The 22,755-nt window shown below is 45.2% G+C and carries 18 protein-coding genes; 7 read left to right on the plus strand and 11 right to left on the minus strand.

The features are described 5' to 3' along the window. Positions 1–259 precede the first annotated feature (259 nt). From ACFI6L_RS08765 to ACFI6L_RS08780, 4 genes are all read right to left on the minus strand, one after another. Entirely contained in the window at positions 260–3,013 is a 2,754-nt protein-coding gene (locus ACFI6L_RS08765) for a M16 family metallopeptidase (protein WP_462556571.1), read from the minus strand. A 204-nt stretch (positions 3,014–3,217) separates the two neighbouring features. Next, entirely contained in the window at positions 3,218–3,511 is a 294-nt protein-coding gene (locus ACFI6L_RS08770) for a YfcL family protein (protein WP_278347074.1), read from the minus strand. Between the two features lie 96 nt (positions 3,512–3,607). After that, on the minus strand, positions 3,608–4,771 hold the full coding sequence (locus ACFI6L_RS08775; RefSeq protein WP_014949977.1) for an ATP-NAD kinase family protein: 1,164 nt from the start codon (positions 4,769–4,771) through the stop codon (positions 3,608–3,610). A 13-nt stretch (positions 4,772–4,784) separates the two neighbouring features. Next, the gene (locus ACFI6L_RS08780) at positions 4,785–5,507 is read right to left on the minus strand and encodes an elongation factor P hydroxylase (protein WP_423088982.1); all 723 of its coding nucleotides are present in this window, start codon (positions 5,505–5,507) and stop codon (positions 4,785–4,787) included. 154 nt (positions 5,508–5,661) lie between these two features. Between ACFI6L_RS08780 and ACFI6L_RS08785 the strand changes: the two genes are divergently transcribed. The 4 genes from ACFI6L_RS08785 to ACFI6L_RS08800 all read left to right on the plus strand — a co-directional run bounded on the left by ACFI6L_RS08785 (position 5,662) and on the right by ACFI6L_RS08800 (position 10,466). Further along, positions 5,662–6,372: an FFLEELY motif protein gene (locus tag ACFI6L_RS08785; RefSeq protein WP_462573805.1), complete on the plus strand. Its 711-nt coding sequence runs from the start codon at positions 5,662–5,664 to the stop codon at positions 6,370–6,372. Between the two features lie 64 nt (positions 6,373–6,436). Then, on the plus strand, positions 6,437–6,886 hold the full coding sequence (locus ACFI6L_RS08790) for an acyl-CoA thioesterase (protein ID WP_039225244.1): 450 nt from the start codon (positions 6,437–6,439) through the stop codon (positions 6,884–6,886). Next, a complete protein-coding gene (locus tag ACFI6L_RS08795) occupies positions 6,883–8,121 on the plus strand; it encodes a retropepsin-like aspartic protease family protein (RefSeq protein ID WP_462573806.1) in 1,239 nt (412 codons plus the stop codon). The genes ACFI6L_RS08790 and ACFI6L_RS08795 overlap by 4 nt, the downstream gene beginning before the upstream one ends. An 83-nt stretch (positions 8,122–8,204) precedes the next feature. Beyond that, positions 8,205–10,466, plus strand: coding sequence for an ammonia-forming cytochrome c nitrite reductase subunit c552 (locus ACFI6L_RS08800; RefSeq protein ID WP_462573807.1), 2,262 nt, complete (start codon positions 8,205–8,207; stop codon positions 10,464–10,466). Between the two features lie 60 nt (positions 10,467–10,526). Here the strand turns inward: ACFI6L_RS08800 and ACFI6L_RS08805 are convergent, their stop codons facing one another. From ACFI6L_RS08805 to ACFI6L_RS08815, 3 genes are all read right to left on the minus strand, one after another. Further along, positions 10,527–10,889 carry a HopJ type III effector protein gene (locus ACFI6L_RS08805; protein ID WP_101566614.1) on the minus strand — a complete coding sequence of 121 codons (363 nt, stop codon included), beginning with the start codon at positions 10,887–10,889 and terminating at the stop codon, positions 10,527–10,529. Between the two features lie 141 nt (positions 10,890–11,030). Continuing rightward, positions 11,031–13,073 carry an NADPH-dependent 2,4-dienoyl-CoA reductase gene (locus ACFI6L_RS08810; RefSeq protein WP_101565124.1) on the minus strand — a complete coding sequence of 681 codons (2,043 nt, stop codon included), beginning with the start codon at positions 13,071–13,073 and terminating at the stop codon, positions 11,031–11,033. A 118-nt stretch (positions 13,074–13,191) separates the two neighbouring features. Further along, positions 13,192–14,031, minus strand: a complete 840-nt coding sequence (locus ACFI6L_RS08815; RefSeq protein ID WP_462573809.1) for a crotonase/enoyl-CoA hydratase family protein — start codon at positions 14,029–14,031, stop codon at positions 13,192–13,194. Positions 14,032–14,168: 137 nt separating this feature from the next. On the opposite strand from ACFI6L_RS08815, the gene ACFI6L_RS08820 reads away from it, so the two are divergent. Further along, positions 14,169–14,780: a TetR/AcrR family transcriptional regulator gene (locus ACFI6L_RS08820; protein WP_101565126.1), complete on the plus strand. Its 612-nt coding sequence runs from the start codon at positions 14,169–14,171 to the stop codon at positions 14,778–14,780. A 51-nt stretch (positions 14,781–14,831) separates the two neighbouring features. Here ACFI6L_RS08820 and ACFI6L_RS08825 read toward each other — a convergent pair whose 3' ends face one another. Next, complete coding sequence (locus ACFI6L_RS08825; protein ID WP_462573810.1) at positions 14,832–16,484, minus strand: GMC family oxidoreductase; 1,653 nt, start codon at positions 16,482–16,484, stop codon at positions 14,832–14,834. Positions 16,485–16,698: 214 nt separating this feature from the next. Between ACFI6L_RS08825 and ACFI6L_RS08830 the strand changes: the two genes are divergently transcribed. Next, the gene (locus ACFI6L_RS08830; protein ID WP_462573811.1) at positions 16,699–17,424 is read left to right on the plus strand and encodes a DUF1439 domain-containing protein; all 726 of its coding nucleotides are present in this window, start codon (positions 16,699–16,701) and stop codon (positions 17,422–17,424) included. Positions 17,425–17,452: 28 nt separating this feature from the next. Here ACFI6L_RS08830 and ACFI6L_RS08835 read toward each other — a convergent pair whose 3' ends face one another. The 3 genes from ACFI6L_RS08835 to ACFI6L_RS08845 are packed head-to-tail and all read right to left on the minus strand — an operon-like array spanning position 17,453 to position 20,833. Then, on the minus strand, positions 17,453–18,892 hold the full coding sequence (locus ACFI6L_RS08835) for a wax ester/triacylglycerol synthase domain-containing protein (protein ID WP_014949988.1): 1,440 nt from the start codon (positions 18,890–18,892) through the stop codon (positions 17,453–17,455). Positions 18,893–18,902: 10 nt separating this feature from the next. Next, positions 18,903–19,568, minus strand: coding sequence for a TetR/AcrR family transcriptional regulator (locus ACFI6L_RS08840; protein ID WP_014976915.1), 666 nt, complete (start codon positions 19,566–19,568; stop codon positions 18,903–18,905). 56 nt (positions 19,569–19,624) lie between these two features. Further along, positions 19,625–20,833 carry a DUF445 domain-containing protein gene (locus ACFI6L_RS08845; protein WP_014976916.1) on the minus strand — a complete coding sequence of 403 codons (1,209 nt, stop codon included), beginning with the start codon at positions 20,831–20,833 and terminating at the stop codon, positions 19,625–19,627. Between the two features lie 414 nt (positions 20,834–21,247). Between ACFI6L_RS08845 and ACFI6L_RS08850 the strand changes: the two genes are divergently transcribed. Beyond that, the gene (locus tag ACFI6L_RS08850; protein WP_014976917.1) at positions 21,248–22,708 is read left to right on the plus strand and encodes a DUF3336 domain-containing protein; all 1,461 of its coding nucleotides are present in this window, start codon (positions 21,248–21,250) and stop codon (positions 22,706–22,708) included. The last annotated feature ends 47 nt before the right edge of the window (positions 22,709–22,755 follow it).

Genomic DNA, 22,755 nt, shown 5'->3' on the forward strand with positions numbered 1-22,755 from the left:
TCTGCATTAGATGGATAAACACAGGGAACATAAAACAGGCAGAGAAGAGCTATTGCAAACAAGCGCACTGGTGCAAGTACAGGATTTGTTATGCTCGCAAAGAAGGCATTCTTCAAAGTGGAATCAAGACATTAAATTAAACTTTCTTAACCATAAAGCATCTATTGAACGCAATCTATTCTACAAAAGACGCATTTGTCACATAAAAAAGGGCCGAAAATGATATCGGCCCTTTATCTCTTGGTTAATTATTTACCAATTACAGTGAATTCATGCTTTGCACGCTAACAGGCCCGAGCTGAGCCGCTTCAACTTCTGCTTTAATCTTCTCGGCATCTCCGATGATTATCCAGGTTAATTTCTCTGGGTGCAGCACTTCTTTCGCCGCGTTACTCAAATCGTCTAAAGACAAGCTGTTGTATTTCTCGACCAAGGACTCTGGGTAGTTATATTGTCTGTTAAATCTTTCACTCGACAGTAAGCTATACAATACCGCGTTAGCCGTCTCAAATTGACCTGGCAAAGAGCGAACTTCGTCTAACCGCGCCCTTTCAAGTTCATTCGCCATTGGCGGCTTTTCACCTAAGTAAGCGTTAAGCTCTTTCTTAAGCTCAAGCAGTGATGGACCTGTTTTATCGGTTTGCACCGGCGCATAAACCATAAACGGGCGCTGTCCCCTAGCATCTTGCAGGAAGGTGTACGCGCCATAAGACCAGCTTTTATCTTCACGCAGGTTCATATTAACGCGAGCAGTAAAAGCACCACCTAAGGTTAAATTCATGGCATTAATTGCAATATTGTTGTCAGCCCCTGTTGGTGGCGCTAAATGTGCAGCCAGAATAAGTGACTGTTGTGCACCAGGGCGGTCGATAATAATCGCTTGGCCTTGCTCAGGCATTGACGCTTCAGCAATTTGCTTCGCACCTTTGCTACCTTCTACCTTCCATTTGCCAAACTCTTTCTCAAGCATGGGTTTAATGGCACCTAACGTGGTGTCACCAACAACAAAAATTGTCGCATTGTCTGGGCGTAGCCACGTATTTTTAAAGTTAACAAGGTCATCTCGCGTAATCGCTTGTACGTCTTGTTCAGTTCCGGTACCGGTAAACGGAATACCGTACGCATGGCCTTCACCATAAATAAGAGGCGGAAGTAACGTAAGCGCAATACTTACAGGGCGTGTTTTTTGCTGTGCAATATTACTTAATATAAGCGCTCGTTGACGTTCAATCTCTTCCTCTTTGAACGTTGGTGATTTCAAGATATCCCCCATCAGCGCCAAAGAAGGCTCCATGTTCTCTGTTAACATTGACATGGTAACTGTGGTGGTATCTAGGTTTGAGCCGGCGTTTAAATCAGTACCCAACTGCTCAAGCTCTGCCGCAAGCTCCAGCGCGTCATATTTTCCCGCGCCTTCGTCAAGCATCTGTGTGGTGAAGCTCGCAAGTCCTAACTTGCCACCCGCATCAGCAGCGTAACCTGCGTCGAATTGCACCGCAACATTCACCAATGGAACCGTAGAGCGTTTTGCAAATACTACCTTTACACCGTTAGAAAGCGTAGTTTCTGTCACCTCAGGAAAGCTCAGTTGAGTCTCTGCATCGATTGAAGGCAAGCCAGAGCTGCGGTCAATGCCTTCGGTAGATGCTGTGTGCTCAATAAACGGAACAACCGTGATTTGATGCCACCCTTCTTTTAGCCATTTATTCGCAGCCGCTTTAACCCCGTTAGGAGTAGCCTGTCCTAGCTCACTCAATTCAGTTTTGAAGTAGTTAGGGTCGCCAGCAATGAACTCACCACTAGCAAGCGTATCGGCTTTACCGCCAAAGCCCCCAACCTCTTCAAGCCCGCGAATAATTGAAGCACGTCGCTTAGTCGACACCAATTTAACTTCGTCTTTGCTTGGACCTTTACGCAAAAACTCGCTAATGACTTTATCTATTTCTTTTTCCACTGTCGCAACGTCAACGCCATCTTTTACGTCAACCGTCACACCAAAAATAGACGCCATTTGTAGCTCGTAGTTAAACACCGAGGCATTGGTAGCAATTTGTTGGTCGTACACCAGTTCTTTGTAAAGGCGTGAGTTTTTACCATCGCCCATGACACTCGCGGCAATGAACAAATCGGTTGCGGTTGAAGAGGTATTTTCAGGTGAAACCCAAAGGCGGTAAATGCGCGATTGTGGCACCTTGTCTTGAATCACTTCTCGGGTATTTACATTGCGCTTGGGTACCCATGCTTCCCATTTAGACAGTGCTGGGCCCGGCTCAATGTCAGCGAAGTACTTGTTAACCAGAGGTTTGGCTTCTTCTGCGTTAATATCGCCGCTTAGCACCAGTATTGCGTTATTCGGTCCGTAATATTGGTTAAACCAGCCTTTAACGTCGTCTAACGATGCGGAGTTAAGATCTTCCATCGAGCCAATCACCGTATGATGGTAAGGATGGCCTATGGGAAATAAGCCTTCAAAAATATGCGTGAATACGCTTCCGTATGGCTGGTCTTCGCCCTGACGTTTTTCATTTTGTACAACGCCACGCTGTTCGTCTAATTTCTCTTGTGTTACCGCACCTAGCAAGTGCCCCATGCGATCAGATTCCATCCAGAGAATACGATCAAGTGCAGGTGTCGGAACCGTTTGGAAATAGTTAGTACGGTCAAAGTTTGTGGTACCGTTTAATCCTGTTGCCCCAGCTTCTTGTAACGGCCCAAACCATTCATCGTCATAGTTTTCCGTGCCGTTAAACATTAAGTGTTCAAATAGGTGCGCAAACCCTGATTTGCCGTTTGGTTCGTCTTTTGAACCCACCTTATACCAAACCGCAACGGCAACCACTGGGGCCTTGCGGTCTTCATGAACAATTACCGTTAACCCATTATCGGTAGTGAACTTTTCGTAGTCGATATTGATATCGTTTTTAGCAAACGCTGAGCCAACCAGCGTACTACTTACTGCCAGCACACCTACACTTACTTTTAAGCGCTTGGTGAGATGCTTAAGTACAGTCATTTCGTCATCCTTAATCTTATTATCTGTGCTGAACACCAAAATGTGCCAGGCACCACAAAACGGCTTTACGCCAATACTAAACATAAATCAATTTGGTAGTTTATAAAGAGTTACGATGCAGAAAACTGTAACGGATTGTAAAAGAGAGGATAAACGACGAACGAAGAAAAATTGATAGGGGAAAAGTAAGGAAGAAAGTCGCAATTATATTGCGACTAGCCGTGCCCAAAGCGCTTTAACTTGTTTAGCGTCTTCACTTTCTAATTCGTTGTTGGCGAATGCGCTATTTAGGCTCTCGAGCATTTTATCATTAAGCATCGCAACCGTAGCATCTTCTTGCATTTCTAACTGGCGAGCCTCTACTGCAAAGTGACCTTGCAAGTAGCTGGCTATAAACAATTCGTCATCACTACCGTGATTTACCACGTCATCAAGCGATGCCTCAATATCTGCGATGGCGTTAACGACATTTTCTGGTGCTGCAGCAGGTGGTAACACGTCTTACTCCTTCCTGTTTTTTAATATCAAATCTTAGTTCGAGATAAACTCATTTTTTATGGCTATACATGTGCCGTGTTGTATCAAACTACGTCTTTAAACAGCTTGGCAAAGTACTTTATCTTTATACCCAGTGATAACCGTGAACGCGCCTGCGAGTTCAGCGTCTAGCGTTGCATCGCTTGAGTCTAAGCGAAGCGGCTTACCGTTTAATGCCTGTAGTTTTTGTTTAGTGGCAACAACGAGCATATTCTGCTTGCCAATTTGACGGATAAAAGCAGGGCTAAGCTGCTGATTTCCGCGACCTAATATGTGGCCCTGACCACCGATCACCGTCAAAATGACTTTAGTGGGCTTGTCATGAGTCAGCGCAATCAGTTCGCTCGCAGTAACGTCACTTGCGATTAGCTCACCTTGTTTAACCACATCCACACCTAACAAGGTATTTTCTAGGCCAAGAAAGTCCATGACCGCACCTACGGTGGAGCCGGATCCCATGACAAAATAGGTATCAGGCTCATCGTCAATAATTTCACCAACGTAAGCGGCAATGTCGTCAAGCACTAAGGCCTCGTCTTCTTTCCCGCCCATTTTTACTGCTTGAACGTAAGTGAGCTCTGCGGGTACGCGCATTTCACCATAGTGTTTGGCAATAACTTTGCCCTCGCGAAACGCGTTTTCGTCAATATCACGTACTTCGGCGTCCATTTCACTCACAAGCTCGCCTGCGATCATCTGACTTACTACCTGCCCTGCCGCTGACGGCGACACGCAGTAAACGCCAGAGTGAATTTTGCAACCTGCAGGCACACCTAGCACGGGCACCTGTGTGCCAACTACGCTACAGATATTACGGGCTGTGCCGTCGCCACCGGCAAAAAGCAGTAAGTCGACGTTGGCGTCCACCATTGCTTTAGCTGCACGCTCTGAATCTTCGCCCTCGGTTTGCACGGCATCAGCCGTGTAGATTACCTCATAAGGAATACCTAGAGATTCACAGATTGTTTCACCCATATCGCCCGATGCTGTCACGACGGTAAATTGCCCAGATAAGGCTTCTAGAATGCTGAGCGCTTTCGCCATTTTTTCGTTGGCTTTTTTCTCTGCTCCCATAGCCAGTGCTTTTTCGCGAATTTCTGCACCGTCGCTGCCTTTAAGCGCGAGTGCTCCGCCTATGCCGGCAAAGGGATTTACCACAACACCCAATTTGAATTTGGGTTTGTTATCAAACGTTGATTGGCTAAGATCAGTATGATTCATTCGGCATCTACTCCTATCCCGCCACCCAATTTGCTTTTAGCGTATTTTTTGACGTGTCTGTTACCGTGCTATTTATTATGCTGCTACATGAACCAGACGACTTACCTTTACCAAACGCAGATGACAGCGCATTAATAAATTGTTCAGCCCGAGGCGGAAAGCCCTCAGATTTATAGCGTTCAAGCTGTGCGGCTACGTTTCGCGTAAAACCTTCTCTGTCGGGCTCAGCGCCGTTTAAGTTATCCGTGCTTACCTGAAACTTTCTTCCTGCTGCTTCTGTAAACGCCCACTCAATGGCCTGGGGCTTAATTTCTACTTTTTCGAAGTCAGCTTGCTGTGATGCATCGCGGCCATCTGGGCAATACCAGTAACCGTAATCTTCTAATAGTCGACGCTTTTCACCCGCAATACACCAGTGCGCAATTTCATGCAAAGCGCTTGAAAAAAATCCATGAGCAAACACGACTTGATGATAAGGTGTTGCGCTGTCTGCTGGGATGTAAATGGGTTCGTCATCACCTAAAACCAAACGCGTATTAAAATCTTCAAATGTCGAATTAAACAACGCGATTAACACAGGTACATCAACGTCTGCTTCTGAGTGATCCGACCCCGTAGTCGTTTCTCGGTGCATGCCCGGATATTCACTTTTTAGGCTTTCAACGTTTGAGCCTTTAGTATCGGTATTTTTAGTTTCAGTCTTGGCAAACAATGCGTGATGACTTGCGATGTTCATGGCGGCTAATAAATTCTACATAACAGAGCTATTTCAATGGCGGTGGAGTATACCAGTAAAACTTTGTCTTCTCACTTGAAAGGCTCGCTTGCTTAGGTCAATCTAGGTTTACAACAACGAATTAGCCACACTATCTCAACAGGGAGTTTGTCATTTGGCGCAAGAGATAATTAAACATATTCATCGGGTCAATGCCCTTCGTGACTTAGCCAATCAGTTGGGTGTAATGCCTATCATTCATCAATTGCAACACTGGCAATGCGAACGCTTACTGGTCACTCACGACGATTTAGCACAGCAAAAACGTTACCAAAAAGCCATGGCTTTTTTTGTAGATGAATTGTACGGGCCAAAAGATTTTAGCCAACGGGACGCTGATTTAGTGCGAGTTATTCCGAAGCTCGCAAAAGTATTGCCTGACAAAGCTATGAACGCTATGGACGACGCATTGTCGTTAAATGCACTATCGTTCAATTTGGATATGGCGATGGCTCAGTACTTACAAAGCCATTTTCCCGGAGAACCTATCAACCGAGATAACTACGCTTTGGCGTATCGTAATGTGGGCAGAATTGAGGATAGAAAGCATCAAATCGACATAATTTCCCATTTGGGCGATCAACTCGCAGACGTTATAAAAATTCGTGGTATAGGTATGTTAATTTCACTGTCCCGTCGTCCGGCTAAATTAGCAGGATTACTCGCATTGCATGAATTTTTGGAACGAGGGTTTGATGCGTTTAAAGCGATAGGTGACGTGCAGAGCTTTATTGACCCCGTATTGGTGAGAGAAAAAGCGATAATGCAATTATTGTTAAGCGATGATTTAACGTTACCTGAAGATAATCCCCTGCCTGTGGTATGAGGCATAATGCCTGAACGTGAAGAAGCAGAGTAGATCAAAGCAAAAATATGAATAAGGAAAAGATTTGAGCACCCCAACGCTTAATTGGATGTTAGACGCCCCCTATGTGCAGCAGTGGCATATTGATGAAACGCACATCGACCACTATCAGCACGTTAATAATGTGGCATACCTGTCGCAGTTAGAAAGCCTAGCATGGGCCCATTCAAACGCGCTTGGCTTGCAGTTTGCCGATTATCAATCGCTTAACCGTGGCATGGTCATTAAGCGCCACGAGCTAAACTACCACCTGCCAACACATCTTGGAGATACGTTAGAATGCGCTACATGGATAGTGCATTGCGACAGCAAACTTACTTTGAAACGCCAGTTTCAATTTATCTGCCCAAAGCGAAACAAAACCGTATTTGATGCTATGACCACATTCGTATGTGTTAGCCTTGATACTGGCGCCCCAAAGCGAATGCCTAAACAATTCGTGGACATCTATGGCAAGGCGTGTGTGGCACAATGAAAACGTGGCTAGCGATAGTGCTTTCGCTCTTCCTTATTGTGTCGCTAGGCATAAACGTTTACCTATGGCTTAGTTTAAAGCAGCACAATGATAAAGCTTATGCACTAGAGGCCAGTTATGAACACCGTTTAGATAGTGACAAGCAGCTAGAAACCCAAGCACAGTTGGTGGATGAAACTCAGGTAAACGAAAAAGCTGAGCCCTTCAACAATGAACGCTCTCCCGCCAACTTTTCACCTATGACAGGCACTAACACGGCACCCAACGCACTTGACGATCTACGCACCTCTTCACCACTCGTTAATCAAGATCAATTTGAGTCACTGACTACCCTACTCAATAACGAGCAATACGCGTTGCTCGCCACTGAATTAACAAACCTTTTGAAATATGACCCGCTCAACGAATCTCTGTTGTTGCTAGAGGGTGAACTGATTGAGTTAACCAAGCCTCTCTCAACGGCCATAGTGCACTACTACGACTTGGCCGAACTGCCTCTTTCAACTGAAACTCTCTCATTTATTGACGCAAAAATTGCTACTTTGTATCAACAGGCCCAGACGCAGTTAAGTCAAGACGAACAATGGGAACTGGTTGCCAGATTAAATGAGCCACTGTATCAACGCATACCTGACGCTAGGCACTACACCCTTAATTTGGCTGAAGCGTACGCTTATCAGCAAAAGCTTACGTTAATGGAAGACGTGCTTGCTGCCCTTCCATCAAACGACAGAGACGCGAATATCATTCGCAATAAAGCCTATGAAATGCGCGATATTGCTGACACAGATAACACGCTTAGCGAAAGTGAAATAGAGCCAACAGGCGCTGAAGCCGCACGTTATCAAACCCGTGTAGCCTTAGCGCGCATTGGCGATCAATATCGCCTTGATGTAAAGGCGCTTAACCAAAAAGCCACCATGATTTTAGATACGGGTGCCAGTACCACCGCAATATCATCGCGACTCTTTGCGCGTTTAGGCCGTATGCGAAATCTCACGTTCATTGGTAACTTCAACATTAGAACCGCGTCAGGAACCATTGAAGCCCCTCTGGTACAAATACCCCGATTTTACTTTGCTGGCTACGAGTTCAACGATGTTTCTGCCATCGTGCTGCCCGAAGACGCTCTACCCGATGCCGACGGATTGTTGGGAATGAACGTTCTAGGTCAGTTTGACTTTGCAATAATGCCCCAGTCTAGTGAGTTGATTTTGACAGAGCGTGATGAGTAACACTCTAATCAATGAAAGCGTGCAATATAAAAACTAATATTGTGATAAAATATTAGCTGTAATCGAAAGTCATGGATGTAGTAGTGTCGCGGTTGTTCTCACTCTTCGTTTTATTAACGCTAACAACAAATATCTTTGTTGTTGCACAAGCACAAGAAGCAGCAAATTGCGTAAACTGCCACAAAGAGCAAGTTGAACAGTGGAAAATATCTGACCATGCCAAAGCGATGGACCATGCTACCGACTCGTCAGTACTTGGTAACTTTGAAAAAGCGACCATCACACACTTCACACAAACCTCGTATTTCTTCAAAAACGGTGGCGATTTCTTCGCAAAATTAACTGAAGCCGGTGTTACAACAACCTACCCCATCACCTATGTTTTTGGGCACTATCCGCTGCAGCAATATCTAGTAGAAACGCAGAACGGGCAATTTCAGGTTTTTCCTTTCGCATGGGATGCACGTGACAAGAAAGAAGGCGGTCAACGCTGGTATCCCAATTATTCATCAGAAGATATAGCGACCAACGACAGGTTGCATTGGAAACAACCATTGCAAAACTGGAACGGTATGTGTGCTGACTGCCATTCTAGCGGCTTAACGCGTAATTTTGATACAGACTCCCTCTCATTTAATAGCCAGTTTGATGAAATCAACGTCTCATGTAAATCTTGCCACGGCGAGATGTTGTCACACGCTGACGTTAAAAACAGTGAATTTGAGAAAAACGAGGGGAACCACTACCGCTTAAGTGAACCTGCTGATGAATTTCACAAAAGTTCAGGTACCACGCTTGCCAATACTTCTCCCACGTTATCCCGAAATGAGCAAAAGTCGCTAGGAAAATGGCTGTTAAAAGAAGGAAGTCGTATTGCGACATGGCATGAAGAAAAAGATGGCGAATTTGTTCCAGCTTCCCGGGACAATTCGTTTATGAATACCTGTTTCGCCTGTCATTCACTTCGCAGTGCACTTACTGATGGTATCGAGCCACAGCAGCCTTTCTTAGACCAGTTTTCCCCTTCGCTGCTGCTTTCCCCTCTTTACTTTGCTGACGGCCAGATTCGAGAAGAGGTGTATGTTTATGGTTCGTTTTTGCAAAGTCGGATGTATGAGGCAGGCGTTAACTGCAATGACTGCCACAATCCCCATTCTATGAAGCTTAAAATAGAAGGCAACGGCTTATGCTTGCAATGCCACTCAGTCGCCACGTATCAGGGTAAAATCCACAGTAGACATGCTGAAAGTGAAGGTGCTAATCAGTGCATAAACTGCCATATGCCTAGCCGCACTTATATGGGGGTTGATGCTAGACGAGATCATAGCTTCAGTATTCCAACTCCGCAGGTTTCTGCTATAACAGGTTCACCCAATGCATGTTTGAATTGCCATAACAAAGACAACGAGTGGGTATCGAAGCAGCTAACAAAATGGTACGGAAGAGATTCTACGCTAAGTAGTATTGAAGAAGATTACGTGTCACTTATGCACGGCGATAGTTTTAGCAATCAAGCTATATTACGTATTGCACATTCAGCATCGTTGCCTGTAATAAAGCGAGCAACGGCGATAACCATGCTCCCTTTAACAAATCAGCCGCTCAGTAACAAAGATTTACGACATTTCATTCAAAGTAATGAACCGCTAATTAGATTAGCAGTAGCGCAAGCCGGCCGAGCTCTTCCACTTCATGAACGGATGAAATCGTATGTCAAACTGCTTGATGACCAATATAGAGCCATTCGCATTGCGGCGGCAAACAACCTAATTGGCTCCGATAAAAAAAGTAAAAGCTTTAAGAGCGCACTGTCGGAACTTACGCTGTCAAATAAGGTAAATCAATGGCGTGGTGAAGGTAGCCTGAATCAAAGTTTAGTTGAATACCAACTAGGAAATGTTGGTCAGACAGAAGTATTATTAAAACAAGGTGTCAGAGTAGACCCGTACTTTGAAGCCAACTATATAAATCTTGCAGAGCTTTACCGTACTCAACACAAAACACAGTTGGAAAAGCAGATCTTACTAAATGGGACAGAAAATATGCCCGAAAGCGATCTATTTAATTACGCTCTCGGGATGTTTTATATTCGAAATCAAGAAAAGCCAACTGCGATTGCTTACTTTAAGAAAGCCACAGAGCTTGCACCTGATAATCCACAAAATTGGTATATCTATGCACTTGCACTAGATAGTATCGGAGAAACTGAAACTGGGATTAGTATTTTGAAAAATGTCATTATTACAACCCCAGATAGCTCTCTTGTTAAACTAGGCTTGTCGTTGTCACGGAAACTCGGCGATGATGCCTCAACCCTCTTTTTTCAATCAAAAATGAGACAGTAGCCTGCTCTCTCAGTTTGACTATGAGGGAAACTAGCGGCCGAGCTATATTAGTTTCAACCACTACATAGCAGGACTTAGTACCAAAGGAAACGTCTCAAACACCACCCCTTCGTGGCCCGTTTCCATAAAGTTGCGGATGTTGGCATGGTCGTCGCCGTTAGGGTTATTAAGTACATCTTCTCGATAAAAACGCCCAAATAAGGCTAGGGTTTGCGCTTGGTTTAGGTTTAAATGCTGACCGAGTGCGAGCAGTTTGCAAGAGCCATTGTTCTGATTGGCTTCGTTTTTCACGTCACCATTAGTGAAAGCGGTGGGCGTGAAAACAAACGCGCTATCAACGAGCGTGATAACGTCGTTAAATTCGATAGTATCTGGGGAATTAGTGACTGCTTGAACTAAGTCTTGGGTGCTGCTGTATGCCATGTTTATCTCAAAAAAAGAAAACGATAATAACAGGTCTATGTCATTACAAAAGTCCACAACAGGTTCACTTTTAATATAGACAAAAAAAGCGCCTCTCCATGAGGCGCTTATAATGCTAACAAGGTTGGGTTTACTAGCTCGTTAAACCGCAGCGCACACGCGCGTGCCTTGGTCGATAGCGCGTTTTGCGTCTAGCTCTAACGCTTCATCAGCACCACCAATTAAGTGATAAGGCATGTTTAAGCCTTCAACGATATCACGCATCGGCTCTTGGCCTGCACAGATGATAATGTTGTCTACCGGCAATACTTGGCTGTTACCATCAACCGTAATATGTAGCCCTTCGTCATCAATTTTATCGTAGCTTACACCTGGGATCATGGTCACGCCTTTGGCTAGTAGACCCACTCGGTGTGCCCACCCCGTTGTTTTGCCTAGACCCGCGCCAACTTTGGTTGTCTTGCGCTGCAACAGAAAAATCTCTCTTGGCGATGGCTCAGGCTGCGGCTTAACGCCTTCGATGCCCGCGCGAGCAGAGAAGGTCATATCAATACCCCACTCTTTCATAAATGCAGGAATATCTTGGCTTGGCGTTTCTTTACCATGAGACAAGTACTCAGCGGTATCAAAACCAATTCCACCAGCGCCGATAATGGCCACTTTATTGCCAACGGGTTTCTTTTCCTTCAATACTTCGATATAGGTCAGCACTTTTTCGTGCTCAATGCCTTCAATCGCTGGCGTACGCGGCTTTATCCCCGTCGCAATCATCACTTCATCGAAACCTTCGTCGTTTAGCGCAGCCGCATCAACATAAGTATTCAATTTAAGGGTAATGTTTTTATGAAGCTCGATTTGGCGTTTGAAATAACGTAGCGTTTCGTAAAACTCTTCTTTGCCCGGAATTTGTTTGGCAATATTAAATTGCCCTCCAATTTCACTAGAAGCATCGTAAATCACAACATCGTGGCCGCGCTTGGCTGAAGTCACTGCCGCTGCTAATCCCGCTGGGCCTGCGCCTACCACTGCAACACGCTTTTTGGTTTCTGCTGGTTTTACGTTAATTTCAAGCTCGTGACAGGCACGAGGGTTTACCAAACAGCTAGTCATTTTGCCGTTGAAAACATGGTCAAGGCATGCTTGGTTGCAGCCAATACAGGTATTAATTTCGTCGGCCTTATTTTGCTGGGCTTTGCGCACAAAATCAGGGTCTGCCAAGAATGGACGTGCCATAGACACCATATCAGCATCGCCGCGAGACAGCACTTCTTCAGCCACTTCAGGCGTGTTGATACGGTTCGATGTGATCACTGGAATTGAAAGCGCCTCTCTGAATTTTGCGGTAACCCACGTAAATGCCGCTCGCGGTACTTTAGTGGCAATGGTTGGAATACGCGCTTCGTGCCAGCCAATACCGGTGTTAATGATAGTGGCACCGGCTTTTTCAATCTCTTTACCAAGCTGCACGACTTCTTCATAAGTAGAGCCACCTTCAACAAGGTCTAGCATCGATAAGCGATAAATAATGATGAAGTTCTTACCTACCGCCTCGCGCACGCGGCGCACTACCTCAATAGGCAAGCGGATACGATTTTCGTATTCACCGCCCCACTCATCATCGCGGTGATTTGTGCGTCTCGCAATAAACTGATTGAGGAAATAACCTTCAGACCCCATGATTTCAACGCCATCGTAACCCGCGCGCTGTGCTTGGGTTGCGGCAGTGATGAAATCTTTAATTTGCTTTTCAATCTCGTCAGCTTCAAGTGCTTTTGGCTTAAACGGGTTAATTGGTGCTTGTACCGCAGAAGGTGCCACTAGCTTTGGGCTATACGCATAGCGGCCCGTATGCAGAATTTGCATACAGATTTTACCGCCTGCTATGTGTACCGCGTCAGTCACTTCTTTATGGTTTTTAACCGCTTCGTCTGTATCTAATCGAAATGTTGATGGGTGAGTTGCGCCTTCTTCATTTGGCCCGATACCACCTGTAACGATAAGCCCTACGCCACCTCTGGCACGTTCACCATAAAATGCCGCCATACGTTTATGGCCGTCGGGTAATTCTTCTAAGCCTGTATGCATAGAGCCCATTAGCACGCGGTTTTTAAGGGTAGTAAAGCCTAAGTCTAAAGGACGAAATAAATGAGGGTAAACGGGATGATCGGTAACGGTCTGATTCATGATACATTCCTGAAAGTCGTTTTGGCTTCGTAAAAGCCGTTAAAAAGCCTGTTTAAATATTCTTATCTAATGCGCTCTTTCTCTGAAGGCGCTATGTAATTCAACGAATTACATTCACTTACGAATTCATTTTCTTAATGGCTGGGTGCAATGGCGGATATTCTGGCAGCGTTTTGGTTTTCTGTGCTTCCATGGCTTTAAACACATCTTCCATTTGGAACATGCCCGCTTGCCATGTGGCCATATAGGTCAAGCTCTCTGCCACCGTGTGTTCTGCCGCGTAGTTAATCATAGTCTTAGTGCCTGAAACTGCTAACGGCGAATTCATTGCAATCTGCTGCGCTATTTTCATCACTGCGTCTAGCAATGATTCTTGGTCGTCAAATACCTGATTTACAAAGCCAAGCTGCTGCGCTTCTGCTGCACCAAAATTGCGACCTGTATAAGCCAGTTCTTTAACTATGCCAATGGGAATGAGTTTTGGAAGTCGCTGAAGTGTGCCTACGTCCGCCGTCATACCTAACTGGGTTTCTTTTATGGTGAAAAAGGCGTCTTGGGTGCAATAGCGCATGTCGCATGCACTAAGCAAATCTACTGCACCACCAATTGCCCCGCCCTGCACGGCACCAATAACCGGCATACGTGCCTGCTCTATGGCGGTAAAGCTATCTTGAAGCAACATCACCATACGGCGCATACGCTCTGCTCTGCGCGACGGGTCGCCCTTAAAGTCTTCTTTCATATTCAGGAACACCGATAAGTCCATACCGGCAGAGAAATGCTTACCCGTTGATGAAATAACAATGACACGGGCGTTGCCTTCATCGTCTATTTCACGAATAGCCGCTGGCAATTCGGTCCAGAACTCTGGGATCATGCTATTCATTGCGTTGGGGCGGTTTAGTACTACGTGGGCAATATGACCCTCTTGTTTTACTTCTAATGTAGAGTACTTCATGGTTTGCGCTGTCTCCTTGGGCTGTTCCTGTTAACAAATTTGCAAACTAGACAGCGTCAAGATAAAAGGCTATGTTGACAGTGTCAAGATAAAACGTTATCTATTCGTCTCAATTTGAAAATGGAAACATCGGGTTTATGGCTAATGCAGTACAAAGCTACCATCACGGCGACTTGCGCAGCGCACTGATAGAGGCGGCAACGGCGCGTCTGTCTGAATACGGCGTTGATAGTTTATCTCTCAGAAAGCTGGCAGAAGATGCCGGAGTGTCACGTACTGCGCCCTATCACCATTTCAAAGACAAGAGTGCGCTTTTAAGCGCCATTGCAGCCAAAGGCTTTAGCGATTGGCATACCGCAGCTAAACGAATCTTCGAACAAGAAGACAAAACACCGCAGGCACGTTTCCGCGAATTTGTGCACGAATACATTGGCTACGCTGCCGACAACCCAGAGATGTACGAATTGATGTTTGGTCGCACAATTTGGCAAAACCAAGCGGCGACCAACGATCTGAAAGAGGTTGCATTTCCCTGCTTTCAGTTTCAGGTGACGATGACGCGCTATTGGCAAGGTAAAGGGCTTCTCCCGAATAATCAGGATGCGCTGAGACTCGCACAGGTTACCTGGGGCACGTTACACGGGATTGCACGATTGCTCATTGATGGTATCTACGCTGACAGCAGTCATATCGAGGAAATGTGTGATTGTGCAGCAGATTTGTTTATGCAAAAGCAAATGGATGCTTAGAACGGATGAATTGCCAGAGCGAGACAAAGACTCGCTCGTAGCACTTTTTAGTTACGCCGATTCCGCTTTAGCCATAGATACTGGCTGACCTTCGTGCGTCGCTTTAATAAACTCAGCAGCACGTTCAGCAATCATGACGGTGGGCGCATTGGTATTGCCGCCAATTAGGCTGGGCATCACTGAAGCGTCTACCACTCTAAGACCTGCTATACCTCTTACCCGCAATTGGGTATCAACCACTGCCATCTCATCGTCATCACTGCCCATTTTACAGGTACCAATTGGGTGATAGATGGTTTCAGCACGCTCACGTAAAAACTCTAATATTTCTTCATCTGTTTGTGCTTCTACCCCAGGATATAGTTCACTGCCTTGGAACTTGTCGAAGTCTGGTGCAGATAGCAGCTTACGGGCAATGCGCACACCTTCAATCATGACTTGCTGATCTTCCTCTGCAGTCAAATAATTGGGGTCAATAAGGGCTTGATCAGCAGGATGGTTGCTTTGAAGCGAAATAGTGCCGCGGCTTTTGGGGTATAGACAGCATACATGAAGGCCATAACCGTAACCAAAAGCTAACTGTCTTCCATGGTCGTTTAAAATTGCCGGTAGAAAGTGAAACTGGATGTCTGGGCCTTGTGTCGCTAAGCTTGAGCTAACAAAGCCACCTGCTTCGGCAATGTTAGACGAGAAAATACCTTTGCGCCTAAACGCATAGTCTGCGGTGGCTTTTACGTAGGAAGGCAAGGCCCCTAACGCCACGGCATAGCCTTCTCTCGCTTTACAAGTATATTGTACAATTGCATCAAGATGGTCTTGTAAGTTTTGGCCCACACCAGGCAGATCCTGCTGTACAAAAATCCCCTTTTCTTCTAACTCTGCTCTGGGGCCTATACCTGAAAGCATGAGAAGTTGTGGTGAATTAATCGCGCCGCCACACAGGATAACTTCGCTTTTAGCAAAATAGCGATTTACTACGCCTTTTTCACGTACCTGAACGCCAATTGCACGCCCCTCTTTTAACAGCACTTTTTCGGCTGCGACTCTTGTAAGTACAGTTAAATTGTTGCGATGCTTGGCCTGCGTTAAATATCCTTTTGCTGTAGAACAGCGCTGCCCGTTGGCCTGCGTAACATGGTAATACCCTAACCCTTCCCTGTCGTCTCGGTTAAAGTCGTCGAGCTGTTGATAGCCTGCAATCGACGCTGAGTTCACAAATGCGTCTGACAGCACGCTGGTATGCCTAAGCTTGCTAACATTGAGTGGGCCGCCTGTGCCGTGGTATTCATCAGCACCTTCTTCAAAGTTCTCAGAGCGTTTGAAATAAGGCAGTACTTCATCAAACGACCAACCTTCAGCCCCTTCTTCATTAGCCCAGCGGTCGTAGTCTTCTTTTTGCCCGCGAATATAACACATCGCATTAACCGAACTGCTGCCGCCCAAGGTTTTACCGCGGGGCCAGAACAGTTCTCTGTCATACATCTCTTTTTGGGGTGCTGTGTGATAACCCCAGCCAATCCCCTCAAATCTACTGAGTAAAGACAACCCAAACGGGATATGAATAAGCGGATTAGTGTCCTTTGAGCCAGCCTCTAATAGCAAAATATCTAACGCGGGGTTTTCTGATAAACGGGTGGCAAGCACCGCGCCTGCAGAACCGCCGCCTACAATAATGTAATCGTATTTGCTCAGTACTTCGCTCATTTCGCCAACTCCTTGAGGGCAAGACTATTAAATGTTAAAAAAACGTTGTGGTACGACCAGATTACCAAACAACACTTCGCCAAGAAAAGACTTAAATTGTAAGATTTAAAAAATCTAATAATCCTGATAACTTAAGTGCTATATCGAAGTAGCCCCTACTCTGAAAAAACTAACAACAAGCCACCGCCTAGTAGATTTAGGCTAAGAATGAACGTTGACCAAAAACCTATCGTTTAAAGACAAATGTAAAGTCTACCTTGCACAATGGCTTGTGAAATGGGGCAAGCTGACGCACGACGACTTCACGAAATCAGAGCTTCATGACCTCGTAAAAGGCAGCTTTCCTTACTCATTCACTTTCGATATCCCCATGGGAACTGGCACGGTTACCGTGCTTGAAGGAAATATCACGCTAGATAGTGAAAGCAACCGTATTGGTCTGCAGTGCCTCGCTGCGCTTAATATTGTGGTTGCCTCCACGACTATTTATCGCGCTCATGTTGTATTTACCGTGTCGGCTTCACCCTATTACGACAAAAATATGAGTACACTCTATTTGACTGGCGTTGCCACTGATAGCGTCACCTTAGTTAACGATGATTACGCGTTGATTAAAGACACGCAATTTCTGATGTCGCGACTCTTCCCCAAAAGCGTTAATTCTTTGCTTGGTGGCTCTTTAAAATCAGCATTATCACTGTTTAGCGCCGGCACATCCGATATGGCTGCAGACTATCTAAAGGTCTATTTATCTGGCTCGAAACAAGCAGTGTTGGACTATCACATCCCTCTCATTAACAACGCCGTTAAAAAGCAAATTAAGCAGGAAGACTTAAGCCATACCATGCGTAACGACCATTGGCGCGAGGTTTTGTTCTCAAAAGCTGGCCAAAACGTGCGTGTAGAAGACGACGTACTGCGCTTTTACCTCATTGAATGACAACGCTTACTGTTTGAAGCAATGCACGCTAGTGATCTGACACAATAGAAACAGGGACGGTATCCACCTGTTCACCTATATCGTCGATGTTTAACCTGGGATCGTCCACACTTGCTTCTAGCATATCGAACGCCTCTTTGACGTAGCGCGCTAACGGCTGTAGCGATTCAATATTCTTATTGCAGCACACTAATCCCACATTTGCCGTGCCTGCATATGTCATAAGCGTAATATTTACCCCGCCACCAGGCGTCATGGTAGAAATGGGGTAACAAGCCAGAAGCTCTGCATCTTTTAGATACCGCGTATCTTTTGGCCCAGGTACATTGGAGATTAAGATGTTGGCAATGGGTTTGACTACGCTAGATAGCCTTAACCACTCAAAGACCAGTGCAAGCGATTGAATAACAATAGTATAGCCGCTAAATGCTGCGGGTCGCGCGTGCTGCGCTGCATGTTTTACAATGCGGTGATTCACTACAATTTGGCGCAAACGTAAATAAGGATCGGTTTCGCCGTGAGCAAGCTGCACCGGCACAATAGCTATCTTATTGCCCGTGGTTTTCTCGCCGGGTTTACGTAAGTTAATTGGCATATTGGTGAACAAGGCTTTTTTAAATACTTGCCCGTGGTCTTGCAGCAGTTTATGTACGCCAATATCGAAGGCACATAGTAATACCTCGTTTGCCGTAGAGCGCGTTCGCCTTGCCAGGGCTTTCACACGCTTAAAGTCTAAGTCCATGGTAGCCACAGCCCTTCCCGCTTTCACTTGTCCAGTCAGCACTGTTTTCGTACCAGTGAAAGGAATAGGCATATAGTGTGGGTTCACTCGCAGCACTTTCATAAATATACGAATAAAGATAATTAGCAAATCGAGCGCGGTTTTAAGCGCGTAACCCACTCCCACTAAGCGCTTGTAAAAGCTCACAGGCTCTCTGCGCTTATGGCGCAGTCGTTTTACTGCCCATACTGGTGTGAACTTAGTCTCGTGAGAGTTTGATACATATCCCGCTTGGAACCAGCGCACTAAGGTTGCCCCATCGCCATACATATGATGAACCCGCGCATAAATAGCAAACGTCTCGCTGTTGTCATCAAAGATGAAATGGTATTGCCAAAGGGGCTTGTCGGGATCTAACCGCGAAGCATGTAATCTTGCTACAAACGCATCGAGTGCTTCGCGGTTTGTAACATCAGCCACACGATGAATTTGAACGTGATAATCCATGTTGAGCTTTTTTACCGGCGCAAACCCCACCGGGTACCCCAATACCGTTTTTACCGCACAGTTGAAGGGAGAAGTAGCACGGGCAAAGCTTCTTATTTCCTGGAATAATTGAGGGACATATTCGGTACTTTTTGCCCCTTTAGGTATGGCAAGTAGCTGCAAGCAAGCTACGTGTTTTGGATTCTCGTCTGACTCGGTTATCCAAAATGACTTATCTAAGAAACTGAGCGTTTTTGCCATTACTATTCCTTTACGCGAAGTCGAGGGGTGACGGGGTTGAGGCATCTCTCATAAAGTCATGAGAGTCGAGCATCTGTTCTAACTGCTGTTTTTGTTCATCGGACAGTGCCAATCTTGGCAATACGCTTACCATCATTAGCGACAAGGCATGATAGCGCTGCATCGTACTATCCATATGGCTGTTTAATTCATCAAATTGACAAGACTGTGTGATGATTAAGGACATCAAATCCACCATAAGTGCCCTGTCTGCCTTTGAGGCAATAAGAATGTCTCGTTTCGATAGTGACTCAAAAAGAAACGCTAATTGTTTATTCAAGCTAGACAATATGTGCTGTCTAGGGCGCACGATACTAGGATATTTTTCTGCTAAGTCAGCCGGGCTACGGTAGAAAAAGCGAAACACATGAATACTGTCTATAAGCAAGTAGAGGTAATACATAATTTCTTCAGGATGAAGTGTATCGAGCTTTTCTCGGCTTAGTATCTTCTGCATCTGCTGCTCATGCATTTTCATCAACGCGTTAACCAGGCTATCCTTGCCTTTAAAGTGGTAGTAGAGATTCCCCGGACTAATATCCAGCTCAATAGCAATATCAACACTGGTAACGGTGTTTTCGCCGTGCTCGTTAAATAAGGTTAGCGCGGTGAGAAGTATTTTCTGCGCGGTTTTCATAATTTAGTTCAATCCTTTGCCAACCCAGTGCGTTAATTTTTTATTCGTGAAACACGCTACATAAACACCAGATAGAGTTGAGCAATACCAGCTACCATACCTAGAATAGCGCCGGTTACGATGAGCTTCCACTCATCCTGTTGATAAGCTGGGCGCAAAACGCCTTCAAATTCTTCAACACTTAACGCCTGCATGCGCTCACTTAAATCGTGCCCAATCTGCATAGCATTATTAGCGTAATCAAACGCATAAAGCAGATACTTATCAGAATTATCAAATATCTGACGCACCGCTAGTGCCTTCATTTTATGGTAATTTTCTGACCCCACACCCAACGCAAAATACGGTTGCGCTATGGCAACATAGCGTTCAATAGCGTCATTGACATGAAGCTCAATGAGTTCTAAAAGCTGGGCTGAGCCTGAACCATGCAAGATTACATGGGTGATGTTTTTAGGCGTTATAAGCTTTTCTTCAATAATGTTTGAATAGACTTCGGACACTTCTTTTTGGCGCTTTAAAAACATACCTTGAATAGTAATCGGCCCCAGTTTTCTTGGGCGTTTGGGTTCGAATATGATTTTGATAGCAATCCAATTAGTGGCATAACCCACAAGCAGCCCACCTAACGGCAGAATCCACCATGCTTGGTAGAAATACCAAAGTAGCATGGTGGGCAAACCAAACAAAAAGCCAAAATAGAAGCCGGAACGCACAATAAACGGAAACTCTTTGCTGCCTGCCGTTAAGAAAATTTCATTAACGAGCTCGGGCGCATTCACCAGCTGCTCTACCACCAGCTCTTTAATATCTAAAATTTCTGAGACATTGTGTTGAAAGTCGTCCACCATTTTATGAACAACATTAGGAATGTCGTTTTCGATACGTTGATAGACTAAATTTTTGCCCTGTACAGGCAACGCAGCCCAAAGTTGAGGCGCAGATTCTGCCATTACATCGTTAACGACTTTGCGAATAACTTGACTTAAACGCCGCTCAATTGCTTTAGTGAGCTCGTCTGCGTCTAAACGCTGTGCTAACTCTTCAACACTAAGCAGTTTGCCTAGCACTAGCTCAACCTCAATCTCGGCCATTTGGCGGCGCTTCGCAGGAATGAGTCCCTGCCACCCTAAGAAAGGCTTAATACCAACAAACTCAATGGGGTAAAACATCATTTTTACCGCCAGATAGTTGGTTAGCCATCCAACAATAGCGCTAATTAAAGGAATTGATAGCAGACTTAGCGTTTCAAAGTTCCATTCCATACTACGAACATGTGGTCCAATTTGTTATTTTCTCTCTCAGGCTACTGAGTGCTTATGAAATGGTCAATGTAAAAAGTGAAATTACTGCTAATTGTTGATTGAAAACAGCTAAATGAAAGTCTAAAAGTTAGAACGTTTGACCTTGTGTGATTCACCTAATGTGCATCAGTTTTCTCAACAACAAACGATTAGGTAGTGAATTCTAAATTTACGCCATACACTCAAAATAGTGTATGAACCGCTGTTCTCAAGCCCGTGCTTTGAGTCTTCGCTATATGGACATTTAAAGACCTGCAATTTTTGAGAACTGCGTTCTAAATGAAAACTATCGTTTTGCTGGTGTTTTTTGGGTCAGTGTACTTTTTCCAATGAGTAGAAGGTACAGCCCTCATCAATCAAAAATAGGTACTCGTCATGGCAGTATTCGACTTGCGGTTAAAAAAGCTTGAACATGAAATCGAGCATGCAGGCAATTATGATGAATATGAGGCCGCGTGCTTAGCGCACGATGCATTGTCTGGTGCAGAGGAATGGAAAGCCGAAGACGCTAGCGATGATTACGACTACAAACTAATTCGCAAACGGGTTCAGCGCCTACAGCTTGCCAGAGGCAAAGGCGATTTACATGCGCTTATGTCGATTCTGCACGAGGGGCTACACGGCAATTTAGGCAATATTGCCAACCCCGTATTACTTACCCAGTGTAAAATAGGCACTAAATATCTTATTGAACAGTTTATTGACGAAGTGATATTGGCGCTAGAGCAAATTTATCACGCCGATGAACAAGACGTAGACTTTTACGAGAAACTGTCATTTTTTGAAGAGACTGCACACGCCTTCGGGCGCAGTTGCCTTATGCTTTCAGGTGGCGCAGGCTTAGGCTTTTTCCATGCTGGCGTGGTTAAGTCATTAAACGAAAAGAATTTGTTACCTACCGTAGTGTCTGGCTCTAGCGCTGGTTCTATCATCGCAGCCATGTTGGGTACACGAACTCACGACCAATTATTAGAAGCACTCAGCGCCGACTTTATTTACGAGACTTTTAAACACTGGCGAAGCTTTGCCGGTCTTGGAAAGAAAGGGCTATTTGATAGTTCCGTGCTCGAAAATGCGCTGATTGAACTTTTCGACCTTACCACTTTTGAGGAAGCCTTTAAGAAAACAGGTCGACACATTACTGTGACGGTATCCCCTGCCGACCTCCATCAACATTCGCGCTTGTTAAATGCTAAAACCTCACCGAATGCAATTATTACTCAAGCGGTACGTGCATCCTGTGCAGTTCCCATCATTTTTAGCCCTGTACAGTTAAGAGCGAAAACGCCTTCGGGCGATATTGTGCCTTATATTCCCAACCGTCGTTTTGCCGATGGCTCATTAATGGCCGACCTTCCCTTCGAGCGCTTAGCGAGGCTATATGGCGTAAATCACAGTATCGTGAGCCAAACAAACCCGTTGGCAGTGCCATTCATTTCCGCAAACCGCATTGACCCCAACTCGCTGTGGGACATGTCTGCGCGCCATCTTGGCCAACTAGCGAAAACTAACAGTATTTTCGCCATTGATATCATTGAAAGATTAACCGGTAATAAAAGTGCCAAATTGGCTATTCATAAAGTTCGTTCTATCATTGATCAGCAATACGTAGGTAACATCAATATTTTACCCAAGCGCCAAATTAGAAATTTATCGCAGGTGTTGTCTAATCCAACGCGCGAAAGCATCAATCAGTTGATTGTCAGTGGCGAACGGGCATCATGGCCGCAACTTCATGTTATTAAAAGAAATACCAAAATTAGCGAAAATTTACGGTATCATTTAGGCCAATTGAAAAAACGTGAGGCAGTAGAGCTTGGGCACGAAGTAAGATAGCGTGTGCGTCGCTTGACCTGTCTTGAATTGCCAATAGCAAAGTAATG

Source organism: Alteromonas sp. G4i35 (assembly GCF_054960375.1).

What these genes read in the sequence shown, in the direction of transcription:
- ACFI6L_RS08815 (WP_462573809.1), bottom strand. Translation starts at nt 14,031, where the DNA reads ATGAAGTACTCTACATTAGAAGTAAAACAAGAGGGTCATATTGCCCAC.
- ACFI6L_RS08795 (WP_462573806.1), top strand. Translation starts at nt 6,883, where the DNA reads ATGAAAACGTGGCTAGCGATAGTGCTTTCGCTCTTCCTTATTGTGTCG.
- ACFI6L_RS08835 (WP_014949988.1), bottom strand. Translation starts at nt 18,892, where the DNA reads ATGGCAAAAACGCTCAGTTTCTTAGATAAGTCATTTTGGATAACCGAG.
- ACFI6L_RS08810 (WP_101565124.1), bottom strand. Translation starts at nt 13,073, where the DNA reads ATGAATCAGACCGTTACCGATCATCCCGTTTACCCTCATTTATTTCGT.
- ACFI6L_RS08850 (WP_014976917.1), top strand. Translation starts at nt 21,248, where the DNA reads ATGGCAGTATTCGACTTGCGGTTAAAAAAGCTTGAACATGAAATCGAG.
- ACFI6L_RS08825 (WP_462573810.1), bottom strand. Translation starts at nt 16,484, where the DNA reads ATGAGCGAAGTACTGAGCAAATACGATTACATTATTGTAGGCGGCGGT.
- ACFI6L_RS08840 (WP_014976915.1), bottom strand. Translation starts at nt 19,568, where the DNA reads ATGAAAACCGCGCAGAAAATACTTCTCACCGCGCTAACCTTATTTAAC.
- ACFI6L_RS08805 (WP_101566614.1), bottom strand. Translation starts at nt 10,889, where the DNA reads ATGGCATACAGCAGCACCCAAGACTTAGTTCAAGCAGTCACTAATTCC.
- ACFI6L_RS08820 (WP_101565126.1), top strand. Translation starts at nt 14,169, where the DNA reads ATGGCTAATGCAGTACAAAGCTACCATCACGGCGACTTGCGCAGCGCA.
- ACFI6L_RS08775 (WP_014949977.1), bottom strand. Translation starts at nt 4,771, where the DNA reads ATGAATCATACTGATCTTAGCCAATCAACGTTTGATAACAAACCCAAA.
- ACFI6L_RS08765 (WP_462556571.1), bottom strand. Translation starts at nt 3,013, where the DNA reads ATGACTGTACTTAAGCATCTCACCAAGCGCTTAAAAGTAAGTGTAGGT.
- ACFI6L_RS08845 (WP_014976916.1), bottom strand. Translation starts at nt 20,833, where the DNA reads ATGGAATGGAACTTTGAAACGCTAAGTCTGCTATCAATTCCTTTAATT.
- ACFI6L_RS08780 (WP_423088982.1), bottom strand. Translation starts at nt 5,507, where the DNA reads ATGAACATCGCAAGTCATCACGCATTGTTTGCCAAGACTGAAACTAAA.